We start from the raw sequence: 12,738 nt of genomic DNA, 5'->3' as shown, positions 1-12,738 counted from the left end.
GGGCCGACAGTCTTGCAGTTCCTCTTCTCCGCGCATCGTCTCCGGCGGTGCGCGTTTTTTTTGAAGGTCAAAGGCGATGCGTTCCTTCCCCTCGGTCATTTCCCGTCGAAAGGCCCTCGGTCTGGGCGTCGCCGCTGGCGCCATGAGCGCTATGCCTGCCCTGGCCGCGCCGTCGCCATCCCTGGCCAGCCTGGCGCGCGACAAGGGCCTGATCTTCGGCAGCGCCGTCGGCGCCGGCCCCGTGGGTTCGCTCACCGGCTCGTTCGAGGACGCCCGCCTTCGCCAGATCCTCCAGGACGAGTGCGGCGTGCTGGTCCCCGAGAACGAGCTGAAATGGTACGTGATCCGCGCCGCCGGCCCGCAGGCCTTCGACTTCTCGCGCGCCGACCGCATCGCCGATTTCGCCAAGGCCAACGGCCAGGCCCTGCGCGGCCACACCCTGCTGTGGCACCACCCGCAGTGGTTCCCGGCCTGGATCAAGACCCACGACTTCGGTCCCCAGCCCAAGGTCGCCGCCGAGGCCATGCTGACCGAGCACATCCAGAAGCTGTGTCAGCACTATCCGCAGATGATCTCGTGGGACGTGGTCAACGAGACCGTCGATCCCGCCGACGGCTCGGTGCGCAACACCGTGCTGTCCGACATCCTGGGCCGCGAGCAGACCCTGGATCTGGCCTTCCACACCGCCCGCGCCGCCGCGCCCAAGGCCCGCCTCGTCTATAACGACTATATGAGCTGGGAAGTTGGCAACGAGAAGCACCGCTACGGCGTGCTCAAGCTGCTGGAAGGTTTCCGCAAGCGCGGTACGCCCGTCGACGCCCTGGGCGTCCAGGCCCATATCGGCGCCGAGAACGCCGACAGTTTCACCGGGTTTGGCAAGCCGCAGGAGCAGGAATGGCGGGCCTTCCTCGATGAGGCGACCGGCATGGGCTACGATCTGCTGATCACCGAGTTCGATGTCCACGACAAGGGCCTGCCCTACGACTTCGCCCCCCGCGATGCGGCCGTGGCGGCCTATGCCAAGGGGTATCTGGACCTGATGCTGTCCTATCGTCAGACCAAGGAGGTTCTGGCCTGGGGCATGGTCGACAAGTATTCCTGGCTGCAGAACCAGTGGCTGCGGGAGGACAAGAAGCCCAAGCGCCCGACACTGTACGACGACAACTATCAGCCCAAGCCCCTGCGCGAGGCCATGGCGGCGGCGTTCAGGGCGGCGCCCGTGCGCTAGCACCGTGTTCTTTATCTTGTCATCCCGGAAGCCTCGCAGAGGCTGTCCGGGACCCAGGGGCAACTGCATTGCAGCGGCCCCTGGGTCCCGGCTCTCCCCCGGCCTTCGCCGGGGGCCGGCCGGGATGACAGGCTTTGTTTGGCTTTGGGAGTAAACCGATGATCCGCCCGACCCTGACCGCGCTCGCCCTGGCCCTGGCCGCAACAGCCGCCCACGCCGCGCCGAAACCCGGCCAGGCCGAGTTCCGCAACTTCACCTATGACGGCGCCGATCCCGTCGACGCGCAGGTGGCCCTGGCCCCCGGCCAGTACCGCAATCCGATCCTCAAAGGCTTCTATCCCGACCCCAGCATCACGCGGGTGGGGGGCGACTACTACCTGGTCAATTCGACCTTTGCCTACTTCCCGGGCCTGCCGGTCTGGCACTCGACCGACCTCGTCCATTGGGAGCAGATCGGCAACGCCATCGATCGGCCCGGCATGCTGGACTTCAAGCGCCTGGGCCTGTCGCGCGCCGTGTTCGCGCCGGCCATAGAGGAGCATGAGGGCACGTTCTACATCCTCAACACCTGCGTCGACTGCCAGGGCAATTTCCTGATCACGGCGAAGGATCCCAAGGGGCCGTGGTCGGATCCGGTGTGGCTGCCGACCGTGGGCGGCATCGACGCCTCGATCTTCTTCGACGATGACGGCCGCGCCTGGATCCTCAACAATGACGAGCCGCCGGGACCCGCCGAGTATCAGGGCCACCGCGCCATCTGGATCCAGGAATACGATCCCAAGGCCAAGGTCACGATCGGTCCGCGCACCGTGCTGCTGGACAAGGGCGTCGACCCGTCGACCAAGCCGATCTGGCCCGAGGGGCCCCACATCACCAAGAAGGACGGCTGGTACTACCTGACCGCCGCCGAGGGCGGTACGGCCGAAGGTCACAGCCAGGTCGCCCTGCGGTCCAGGAGCGTGACCGGCCCTTACACGCCCTACGCCAACAATCCGATCCTGACCCAGCGCGGCCTGCCGAAGGATCGCATGCTGCCGATCACCTCGGCCGGGCACGCCGATCTGGTCGACACGCCTGACGGCAAGTGGTGGGCCACCTTCCTGGCCGTGCGGCCCTATGGCGACGATCTCTACAACACCGGCCGCGAGACCTTCCTGCTGCCGGTGGAGTGGAAGGACGGCTGGCCGGTGATCCTCGAAAACGGCAAGACCATCCCCTATGTGGCGACCGCGCCGGACCTGCCCGCGCCCAAGGTCCTGCCGCCGCCCACCGCCGGGGCGTTCAAGGCGGCCGAGACCTTTGCCGGTCCTGAGCTGCCGCTGAACTGGATGACCCTCCGCATCCCCACCGAGCGCTGGTGGAGCGTGGGCAAGGGCGCCCTGACCCTGCAGGCCCGTCCCGACAAGCTGACCGACCAGCCCTCGTTCTGGGGCCGCCGCCAGCAGCACATCAACGCTACTGCCCAGGTGACGGTGGACTTCGCGCCGAAAGCCGACGGCGACCGCGCGGGCCTGACGGCGCTGCAGAGCGACGAGTTCTTCTACTTCCTGGGCGTGGTCCGCTCGGGCGGCAAGCCGGTCCTGCGACTGGAGCGCAGGGCCGGGAAGAGCGACCCCGTCGACGGCGTGGTGGTGGCGGAAACGCCGCTGGCGAGCGCCGGTCCGGTGGAGCTGAAGATCACCGCGCGGGGCGGTGAATACGACTTCGCCTATGCCGTGAAGCCGGGCGACTGGAAGGTCCTCAAGGCCGGGGCGGACGGGACGATGCTCTCGACGAAGAAGGCGGGAGGCTTCGTCGGGGCGATGTTCGGGGTGTATGCGAGCGGGGCGAAGTAGGGCCTCAATCGTTCTTTTCCTGCCCCGCTTGCGGGGGAGGTGGCGCGGCGCGGATACGCGACGTGACGGAGGGGGCGTTCGGCGCCTGCCGCTGTTGCATCAGGTCCATGCAGGTATCCCAGATCCCATCGGCTACGCCGGTGGTGTCCGCCAGTACGTCCGACGCTGCATAGCGCACAACCGTCAGTCCTCGAGCCGCCATCCAGGCATCGCGCCGAAGGTCGTGCTCCGGCTGGTCGCCCATGTTGTGACACCAGCCGTCGATCTCAATCACCAGGCGCGCGTCGGAGCAGTAGAAGTCGGCGATGTAGGGCCCTACCGGATGCTGACGCCGAATGCGTGGGCCGCCGGGTTGGCGTGATCTCAGGCGCGACCAGAGGAGGGCCTCTGGCGGCGTCATGACCTTGCGCAGGGCCTTGGCTTTGGTGTGGGTGTCTTTTCTGGACCTCATAGGTTGAGTTTGGCGCCGAACGCCCCCTCCGTCACGATGCGTATTCGCATCGCGCCACCTCCCCCGTTTCACGGGGCAGGAGGGTTCAGCCGCTCTTCTCCTGCCCCGTAGCGAAGCGTGCGGGGGAGGTGGCGCGGCGCCGATAGGCGACGTGACGGAGGGGGCGCTGCTGAGCCGGCGGCCTCAATACCGATAAAGCTTCACCCTTTGCGCCTGAAACCGCTCCGGCTCCAGTCGCACATGCCGGCCCTGGTGCGTCTGGTCGCCGTTGAGCCAGCGCCCCTCGACCCAGGCGCCCTCGACGAACCGGCCCTCGACCACCTTCTCCAGCCCGACGCCCTCCCCGAAGGTGAGGGTGATCCCTGAGCCCGCCACAAGGAACTCGTCGGCCGACAGCCGGATCACCAGGCCGCCATGCGCGGCAGGGGTCTGCCTGTCCTTCGGCGTCCAGGGATCGACGAACGACACCTTCACCGTCCAGTCGCCCATCCTCACGTTCTGCGGGGTCGCGTCGACCGCGCCCTCGGCGCTGACCGGCGGAAGGAAGCCGCGCATCACGCCCTTGCCCTGATGAGCCAGGATCGTCGGGGTCAGTTCGCGCAGCAGGGCATAGGCGCCGGCCAGTGGGTTCCTGGCCGGATCGGCCACGTTCTCGATCGAGAACGGCGAGAAGCCGATCGCGTCGTGCTCGCCGATCGCCCAGAAGGCGTTGGCCGGGGCCTCGACCTTGCCCGCCCGGTCGGCCTCGGGAAGGAACAGCGGATTGCCCGGCCGGTCGTACTGCGCGGCCCAGTGGCTGAAGTCGGGATAGTAGATATCCGGCGCCTGGAACACCGACGGCGCCGCCGCCTTCCAGACCTCGTACAGGTGGGGCAGAGGGCCGGCGCTGGGATAGCCGCCGGGGGGCACGCCGGGCTTGTTCAGCGCGGCGTTGACGTACATCGGCAGCGGGTAGGCCTTTTGACCCGCGCTGGCCAGTCCCTCGACAAAGCGCCCGAACGACCAGGCCTGCCACAGCTCGTCGGTCGCGGCGCTCTTGCCGAACACCTGCTCCCAGCTGCCCGAGCCGGTCTTGCCGGTGGCCTTCAAGACGGCGGCCGGCACGGGTTTGCGGAACTCCGCCTCGGCCAGCGGCGAGTGATCGCGGGCCGAGGGCAGCATGCCGATCTCGTTCTCGACCTGGATCATGATCACGGTGCGCCGGTCGCCATCCACCGCCTTCAGGTGCGTCATCAGGGCCGCGAAGGCTTTGGCGTCGGCGGCCAGGGAGGCCGGGCCGGCGGGCGACAGGATTTCCTGCACCTTGCCCTCGGCCGAGCGCGCCAGCGGGAAACGCTGGCCGTCGCGCTTCACCCAGGCCGGCGTATAGGTCGACATGCTGTTCTTCCACGCCCCGAACCATAGCAGCACCAGCCGGGTGTCGTGAGCGCGCGCCTGGGCGATCACGCCGTCGATCACCGTGAAGTCGAAGCGCCCCTCGACCGGCTCGATCTGGTCCCATTGCACCGGGGCCAGCACGGTGTTGAGGCCCAGGGCCTTCAGGGTGGGCCACTGCTTTTCCAGGTAGGGCAGGCTGGAGGCAGTGGAATTGCCCAGCTCGCCGCCCAGGATCAGGAACGGCTTGCCGTCGACCAGCAGCTGGGTCGCGTCGCCCTGGGGCGCCAGGCGGGGGATCTGCTCGGCGGCGGCGGGAAAAGCGCAGAGCGCGGCGGTCAGCGCCACGGCGCTCAGGGTCTGGATCAGGGTACGCATCATTGGTCAGATGACGTCATGAGGCTTGTAAGATCAATCATGAAAACCGCGTCGGCGCGGGCCGCCGCGCGCCGCTTGTTGTTCCCTGCGTCCACCGCCGCTAGGCTCGGTCCATGAACCGTCGCCTCATCGCCCTCGTCCTCGCGCCCGTCCTCTTCGCCTCCTCGGCCCTGGCCCAGACAGTGGTGATCGTCCGCCACGGCGAGAAGGTCGCGCCCAACGGCGATCCCGACCTGTCAGCGGCCGGTCAGGCCCGCGCCCTAGCCCTGGCCCAGGCCCTGAGCGGCGCCCGCGTCGCCATGGTGCTGGCCACCCCGCTCAAGCGCACCCAGCAGACGGCCGGACCGACTGCCCAGGCCGCCGGCGTGGCGGTGGTCCCCGTGCCCTTCGACGCCGGCGACACGGCCCACGCCCAGCGCCTCGCCGACCAGGCCCGCACGGCGCCGGGCGACGCCACCGTCCTGATCGTCGGCCACAGCAATACGGTCGCCAACATCGCCACGGCCTTGGGCGACACCGGAGCCAAGGCGCCGACCGACTGCGAGTACGACCAGATGACGGTGATCCAGCTGGCCGGGACGGCTCCGCCGAAGGTGGTGCATGCGCGCTATGGGGTGGCTACGGCGGCGTGCTGAGGGGGCTGGCTATCCGCCGCTGACTCATCAAGCCCCACCCGACCCGCTACGCGGGCCACCCTCCCCATAAAGGGGAGGGAGGGCGTGTAACCCTCAAGCCGCCGCCTGGATCGCCACCTGGCAGGCCCGCGCCAGGCGCGTCGGCGAGACCGGCTTTTCCACCACCGGATTGGTGCTGTCGGCCGAGATCGAGCAGGCGTTGCCGGTGACATAGACCACCGGGATGGGTCCGAGATGGGCCATGATCGAGCGGACCGCGTCCTCGCCGGTGCCGCCCACGATGCGATAGTCGGCGGTGATCAGGTCGGGCTTGCGAAGCAGGGCCAGATCGAGGGCCTCACGGGCGTTGTCGGCGACGTCGACCGAGGTGAAACCCTGCTCACGAAGCAGAGCCTCGACCTCCATGGCGATCAGGATCTCGTCTTCGATAATGAGAGCGTGACGCAATACCATCTTAAGCAACCCGTTTCGAATATCCCTCAAGATCACTTGGCCAACTGATTCCCATCAAAGGCAAGCGCAACGTGAGTGGTGTGTCGAAACGGACCTGCGGCCCAAAGTCATAGACCGGCGTTATTTCTTCTTGTCGCCGCCCCAGGGAAGCTTCTGCTTGACCTGATCCAGCGGGGTCTTTGTGATCACCACGGGCGGCGGCACATAGACCGTCGGGGCCTTGATCGGATAGGCGCGCCAGCCGCTCTGGATCAGGGGGGCGAAGCCCACGCAGCGCGGCATGATCCGCACCGCGCCGGTGCGCGGCTTGGGGAAGGGCGGGGGCTGGCGCAGCTCCTGGCGCTTGGGATCGATGAACCACCAGTCGCCGGGCAGGCCGTAGCCCTTCTCGCCGCCGGCCCGCACGGCCTGGTAGGCGATGTTGGCCTGGAAGGGCGAGACGCCATAGCGCAGCATGGCGCGGTGGAAGATGGCGTCGGCCTCTTCGCGCTTGCCCGGCTCGCCCACGGCGTACAGCCAGTCATGGACGATGGCGGCGCGGGCGGTCGGGCCCTGCGGATCGATGAAGCCCTGGCCGTACCAGGGCACGCTGGCGAAGTCGGTGACGTACCAGCGCGGCACGACGATGACCTTGCCGGTCTCGACGTCGCAATAGGGGAACTCGGCGTCCAGGGTGAACAGCTTGCGGCCGGCCTTGGTCTGGTTGAACAGCACCACCGGCTGCGGCGTCAGCGAGCTGGGCGGGGTGGGCGCGACCACCGGGATATAGACCGTCTCGTGGGTCTGCGTGGCGCAGCCGGCGAGGACCAGGGCCGCCAGCAGGGCGGAGGCGGCGAGGGGGGCGGGTCTGATCGGGCGCAAGGCGGTCTTCGGACAGTGCTGAACGAGAGCGGGGCTATAGCACCGTTTCCGTGGCGCTTTCGAGGCGGCATGGGCGCGCGGCGGCCACGTCTCGCCTTCTGGTCAAGCTTTCGGCGGGCGGCGCCGGCGCGGCACGCGGACGGTGGCCTCGCCGTCCATGATCAGGTCGTCGCCGACATAGGCCTCGCAGCGCAGCACGACCCGCGCGCTGGCCTCGTCGATGGCCGAGACCGTCACCCGGGCCGCCACGACGTCGCCGATGCGCACCGGTCGGTGGAAGGCCAGGGTCTGGCCCAGATAGATCGCGCCCGCGCCCGGCAGGATGGTGCCGACCACGGCCGAGCCGAACGAGGCCGACAGCAGGCCATGGGCGATGCGGCCGCGATAGGCCGTCCGCGACGCGAAGGCCTCGTCCATGTGCACGGGATTGAAGTCGTCAGAGGCCTCGGCAAACCGCTGGATGCGCTCTTCGGTGACGGTCACGAGCTTCTCGGCGACCATCCCGACGACAAGCTCTTCCAGGATATAGCCGCCGGAGAGGTGAGGTTGGATCATACCGGCCGGTTAGCGGTGATGCGGCCTCGTGACCAGCGAAAATGCGTGCGGATGGCCGCAGACGTTGGACGAGCCGCCCTATGCGCCGGACAGCCGGGCGCCGGCGGAGGCCGTGTTGCGCCCCGACGTCGCGATCACTTCAAGGATCCTGGTCGCGGCGAGATCCAGCGCTGCGGGGTCCAGACGATCCAGGGCGATGCTGGCCAGGGTCGGCTGATCGGACTTTCGCCGCTCCCGCGCATAGGCCAGGTCGTAGTGGGCGGCCATCAGGGCCTCGGCCAGATCGGTGAAGGCGCCCTGGTCCACCATCTCGCGCCAGGCCGTCAGCCGCCTCAGGCTGGGATGGATCGGCAGCCGCTCCAGGATCGCCAGCAGGGCCTCGCGCCGGGCGGTGATGTCGCCATAGGTCTCGACCAGATAGCGGGCGCGTTCCGGCAGGGGGGCGGTGACCTCGATGCGCGGCGCCTTGCGCATGGCCGCCCACAGCATCGGCGGCAGGACCCGGTTGCCGATCTTGCTCGACTCCGCCTCCACCACCACCGGGCGGGTCGGATCCAGCGCATCGAGCGCCGCGAGCAGCTGGCTCTCGAAGCCCTTCTGGTCGGGCTGGGCCTGGCCCGACAGGGCGCCGAACAGCGAGCCGCGGTGGCGGGCCAGACCCTCCAGGTCGACGACCTGAACGCCGCGTTCGGCAAGGGCGGCGAGGATCGCCGTCTTGGCCGAGCCGGTGTCGCCGTCCAGCAGGATCAGGTCCAGATCGCAGGGCGTGTCATACAGTCGGGCCTGAACCCAGCGGCGATAGGTCCGGTATCCGCCGTCCAGCACGGCGGTCTGCCAGCCCACCCGCTGCAGGATGGTGGCCATGGCGTTGGACCTCTGGCCGCCGCGCCAGCAATAGACCAGCGGCCTGAAGCCCTCCGGCCGGTCGGCCAGCGCGGTCTCCAGATGGTGGGCGATGTTGCGGGCCACATGGGCCGCGCCGATGCGGTTGGCGCGCAGGCGCGACTCCTGGACATAGATCGTCCCCACCTCGGCGCGCTGGGCGTCATCCAGCACGGGCAGGTTTATGGCGCCGGGCAGGTGATCCTGGGCGAACTCGCCGGGGCTGCGCACATCGATGATCTGGTCGAAGGCCGCCAGGGCGGCGGGGGTGGCGGAGGTCAGGACCTGAAGCGGCTTCATGGCCGCTCGGGGTTTCGCCGCAGGTCGCTCGTCATGCCGCCAGATCTCGCCATCGCCGCTTTTCGTTGTCGCGACTATGCGCGAGGCGTCGGGGAATCGTAAGGTCCCCGCGAAGTTCCAGGAGCGCTCCGTGCCAGATTCCCCGCCAGCCCCCGTTCGACTGACCTCTCTGGCCCATGGGGGCGGTTGCGGCTGCAAGCTGTCTCCGGCGGTGCTGCGCGAGATCCTGGCCCAGTCTCCGGCCGCCGGGATGTTCCCCAACCTGATGGTCGGAACCGAGACCTCGGACGACGCCGCCGTCTGGCGGCTGAACGACCAGCAGGCCCTGGTCGCCACCACCGACTTCTTCATGCCCGTGGTCGACGATCCCCATGACTTTGGCCGCATCGCCGCGACCAACGCCCTGTCGGACGTCTACGCCATGGGGGCCACGCCGATCTTCGCCCTGGCCATCGTCGGCATGCCGATCGACAAGCTGCCGGTCGAGACCATTGGCGCGATCCTGGCCGGCGGGGCCTCGGTCTGTGCGGCGGCGGGCGTGCCGATCGCCGGGGGGCACTCCATCGACAGCGTCGAGCCGATCTATGGGCTGGTCGCCCTGGGCCTGGTCCATCCCGATCGCGTGCTGTCCAACCGGGGCGCGCGGGCCGGCGACGTGCTGATCCTGACCAAGGCCCTGGGCGTGGGCGTGCTGAGCGCGGCGTTCAAGCAACAGCGTCTTTCCGACGAGGGCTATCGCGCCCTGATCGCCACCACGACCCAGCTCAACACGGTCGGCGCGGGGCTGGGCGAGGTGGCGGGCGTCCACGCCGTCACCGATGTCACCGGCTTTGGCCTGCTGGGTCACCTGCTGGAAATGTGCCGGGGCGCCGGGCTGGCGGCGGAACTGGACGCCGACGCGCCCGTCCTCCTGCCGCAGGTCGCCGCCCTGGCTCAGGCCGGGGTGCGCACCGGAGCAGCGGTGCGAAACTGGGCCAGCTATGGCGCGGCGGTGGAGATGCCCGAGGGGGCGCCAGACTGGCGCCGCGACCTGCTGGCCGACCCACAGACCAGCGGCGGCCTGCTGATCGCCGTGGCGCCGGAGGCCGCCGACACGGTCCTGCGCCAGGTGCGGGACGCGGGGTTCGGCGCGGCCCGGGTGGTCGGGCGGATGACCGCCGGAACGCCGCAGGTGAGGGTGCTGGGCGGCCTCAGCTAACCCGGGCGGCGGCCCAGCGTGCGGACCAGTCCGAACCACCCGCCGCTGATCAGGGCGACCAGCAGGGCGCTGGCCAGCAGGCCGGGCGTCGGCGGTCCGACCTTGAAGATGGTGTCCAGGGTCGGCACGGCGAAGATCAGGGCCAGCACGCCGGACGCCGCCGAGGCGATGATCCAGTAGATCCGCCGATGCGGCGCGAACAGGCGGCCGCCGGTCGAGGAGGCGTCGGCCAGGGCCAGAACCAGGTTGCCGGCCACCAGGGTCAGGAAGGCCGCGCCCCGGGCCTGATTTTCCGGATGATGGTCCAGCGCCCACAGGTAGATCCCCAGGACGCCGGCCAGCACGCCGACGCCCTGCAGCAGGGCCAGGCCCAGCTGGCGGGGCCCAAACAGCGGCTCTTCAGGGCGTCGGGGCGGATGCTTCATCGCCTCGGCGCCGCCCGGTTCGGCTTCGAACACCATGGCGCAGACCGGATCGATCACCAGCTCCAGAAACACCACGTGCATCGGATAGAGCAGGGGCGGCAGGCCCATGACGATCGGGATCAGCGCCACCCCGGCGATCGGCACGTGGATGGCGGTGATATAGACCAGCGCCTTGCGCAGGTTGGTGAAGATCCGCCGCCCCAGCCGCACCCCGCCCACGATCGAGGCGAAGCTGTCGTCGAGGATGACCAGGTCTGCGGCCTCGCGCGCGACGTCCGTGCCCTTGCGCCCCATGGCGATGCCGATGTGCGCCGCCTCAAGGGCCGGCGCGTCATTGACCCCGTCGCCGGTCATGGCCACCACCTGGCCGTCCGCTTTCAGGGCCTGGACGATGCGCAGCTTCTGCTCGGGGATGATGCGGGCGAAGATCCGCGTCTGGCGAAGGTGTTCGCTCAGGGCGGCGTCGTTGAGCGCGGCAAGTTCGTCGCCCAGCAGGACCCCGCCGGACGTGTCCAGGCCTGCAGTCCTGGCGATGGCCAGGGCGGTCGCGGGGTGATCGCCCGTGATCATGACCACGGAAATGCCCGCCGCCCGCGCTTCCTTCAGCGCCGCCGGGGCGTCTGGGCGGACGGGGTCCAGAAAGCCGACCAGCCCGGCGAAGGCGAACGGGGCGTCTTCCGGATCATCGGGAAAAGGGGTCTTGGTCCGGCAGGAGGCGACACCCAGCACGCGCAGGCCCTGGCCGGCATAGCGCTCGACCACCTGCGTCAGCCGCGCGATCTGGTCATCGGCCAGGCCGCACAGCCGGAAGATCGCCTCCGGCGCGCCCTTGGCGGCGCCGCGCCATTGATCGCCCGGTTCGCGCCAGACCTGGATCATGGCCATCATTCCGGCGCGAAGCGGCCAGGTCCGCTCCGGTTCGGCCGGAGCGTCGGGTGAGGGGGGCTGCGAGGGCCCCAGCAGCGCTCGCACCGCCTTGTCCATCGGGTCGACCGGATGGACGGCGCAGGCCAGTCCGGCGGCCTGCAGCAGGGTCAGCGCCGCCCCGGCAGGGGGCGAGTCCCCCTCGATCAGAAGGTCTTCGTCCTGAGTCCACAGGCGGGCCACGCGCATGCGGTTCTCGGTCAGGGTGCCGGTCTTGTCGACGCACAGGAACGAGGCGCCGCCCAGGGCCTCGATCACGGCGCTGCGCCGCACCAGCACCTTGTGCCGGGCCAGGCGTCCGGCGCCCAGGGCCAGGAAGACGGCCAGCACCATGGGGAATTCTTCGGGGATCAGGGCGATGGCCACCGTGATGCCGGCCAGCACGCCGCCCACCCAGTCCTGGCGCAGCAGCCCATAGGCGACCGCCACGACAACGCAGAAGGCGATGGCGAACACGCCCAGCAGGGCCACCAGCCGTCCCGCCGTCTTCTGCAGCGGGGTGGGCTCCTGGACGATGGCCGCCAGCGAGACGCCGATCTTGCCCAGCGCCGTGCGGGGGCCGGTCCTGGCGATCCGCGCCACGGCCTGGCCGCGAACCACCAGCGTGCCTGAGAACAGATAGGGGCCGGTCTCGGCGCCGGGCTGGGTCTCGGCGTCGGCGGCTTCGCCCGCCGCCAGGGGACGCTTGGAGACGGGGGCGGATTCGCCGGTCAGCGCGGACTCGTCGACGCTCAGCACATCGCCGGCCACCAGGGCGCCGTCGGCGGGCAGGCGCTCGCCTTCGCCGACCAGCACGATGTCGCCGGGAACGAGATCGCGCGCGGCCAGCCGGACCTCGGCCCCGTCGCGCATCACCCGGGCCTGGGGCTGGGACAGGTCGCGCAGGGCCGACAGCGCGTTCTCGCTGCGGGTCTCCTGCAGGACGACCAGCCCGATGGTGGCGAGCGCCCCGGCCATCAGGAACAGGCCTTCGCCCAGGTCGCCCAGCACCAGATAGAGACCCGCCGCCCCGATCAGCAGTAGGAACATCGGCTCGCGCAGGGTATCCAGGACGATCCTGATCAGACCCCGGCCCGAGGCCTGGGGCAGGGCGTTGGGGCCGACCTCGGCCAGCCCTTGGCCGGCCTGCGCCGTTGTCAGTCCGCTGAGATCATCGCGCGCCATGGGGCATCCCGGTTGCTCCAGAGATCGAACTGGACCCTGTCCTCAACGCTTCGAACCTCGCCTTGCGCCAGATCA

11 protein-coding genes are annotated in these 12,738 nt (G+C 69.6%); 4 read left to right on the top strand and 7 right to left on the bottom strand.

Translation table 11 applies throughout. The features are described 5' to 3' along the window. Nucleotides 1-76 precede the first annotated feature (76 nt). On the top strand, nucleotides 77-1,228 hold the full coding sequence (locus ACW17V_RS15405) for an endo-1,4-beta-xylanase (protein ID WP_492105935.1): 1,152 nt from the start codon (nucleotides 77-79) through the stop codon (nucleotides 1,226-1,228). A 158-nt stretch (nucleotides 1,229-1,386) separates the two neighbouring features. Next, the gene (locus ACW17V_RS15400) at nucleotides 1,387-3,063 is read left to right on the top strand and encodes a glycoside hydrolase family 43 protein (RefSeq protein ID WP_492105934.1); all 1,677 of its coding nucleotides are present in this window, start codon (nucleotides 1,387-1,389) and stop codon (nucleotides 3,061-3,063) included. A gap of 4 nt (nucleotides 3,064-3,067) precedes the next feature. Here ACW17V_RS15400 and ACW17V_RS15395 read toward each other — a convergent pair whose 3' ends face one another. Beyond that, nucleotides 3,068-3,514, bottom strand: a complete 447-nt coding sequence (locus tag ACW17V_RS15395) for an endonuclease domain-containing protein (protein WP_492105933.1) — start codon at nucleotides 3,512-3,514, stop codon at nucleotides 3,068-3,070. A 183-nt stretch (nucleotides 3,515-3,697) separates the two neighbouring features. Next, entirely contained in the window at nucleotides 3,698-5,269 is a 1,572-nt protein-coding gene (locus ACW17V_RS15390) for a GH35 family beta-galactosidase (RefSeq protein WP_492105932.1), read from the bottom strand. A 110-nt stretch (nucleotides 5,270-5,379) separates the two neighbouring features. Between ACW17V_RS15390 and ACW17V_RS15385 the strand changes: the two genes are divergently transcribed. Next, complete coding sequence (locus ACW17V_RS15385) at nucleotides 5,380-5,901, top strand: histidine phosphatase family protein (RefSeq protein ID WP_492105931.1); 522 nt, start codon at nucleotides 5,380-5,382, stop codon at nucleotides 5,899-5,901. Nucleotides 5,902-5,994: 93 nt separating this feature from the next. Here ACW17V_RS15385 and ACW17V_RS15380 read toward each other — a convergent pair whose 3' ends face one another. The 4 genes from ACW17V_RS15380 to mnmH form a co-directional block, all read right to left on the bottom strand. After that, nucleotides 5,995-6,348 carry a response regulator gene (locus tag ACW17V_RS15380; protein ID WP_492105930.1) on the bottom strand — a complete coding sequence of 118 codons (354 nt, stop codon included), beginning with the start codon at nucleotides 6,346-6,348 and terminating at the stop codon, nucleotides 5,995-5,997. 126 nt (nucleotides 6,349-6,474) lie between these two features. Further along, nucleotides 6,475-7,215, bottom strand: a complete 741-nt coding sequence (locus tag ACW17V_RS15375) for a DUF1353 domain-containing protein (RefSeq protein ID WP_492105929.1) — start codon at nucleotides 7,213-7,215, stop codon at nucleotides 6,475-6,477. A gap of 102 nt (nucleotides 7,216-7,317) precedes the next feature. Next, a complete protein-coding gene (locus ACW17V_RS15370; protein WP_492105928.1) occupies nucleotides 7,318-7,770 on the bottom strand; it encodes a MaoC family dehydratase in 453 nt (150 codons plus the stop codon). A 78-nt stretch (nucleotides 7,771-7,848) separates the two neighbouring features. Next, a complete protein-coding gene (mnmH, locus tag ACW17V_RS15365; protein ID WP_492105927.1) occupies nucleotides 7,849-8,952 on the bottom strand; it encodes a tRNA 2-selenouridine(34) synthase MnmH in 1,104 nt (367 codons plus the stop codon). 130 nt (nucleotides 8,953-9,082) lie between these two features. Here mnmH and selD point away from each other — a divergent pair, with 130 nt between their 5' ends. Next, nucleotides 9,083-10,150 (top strand): selenide, water dikinase SelD, encoded by a 1,068-nt coding sequence (gene selD, locus ACW17V_RS15360; protein ID WP_492105926.1) that lies wholly within the window; start codon nucleotides 9,083-9,085, stop codon nucleotides 10,148-10,150. Here the strand turns inward: selD and ACW17V_RS15355 are convergent. Then, nucleotides 10,147-12,663, bottom strand: a complete 2,517-nt coding sequence (locus tag ACW17V_RS15355) for a cation-translocating P-type ATPase (RefSeq protein ID WP_492105925.1) — start codon at nucleotides 12,661-12,663, stop codon at nucleotides 10,147-10,149. The two genes, selD and ACW17V_RS15355, sit on opposite strands and share 4 nt — an antisense overlap. Between the last annotated feature and the right edge of the window lie 75 nt (nucleotides 12,664-12,738).

Source organism: Caulobacter sp. FV2ye17ST, from assembly GCF_058680955.1.
This window is presented reverse-complemented; position numbering and strand designations above follow the sequence as displayed.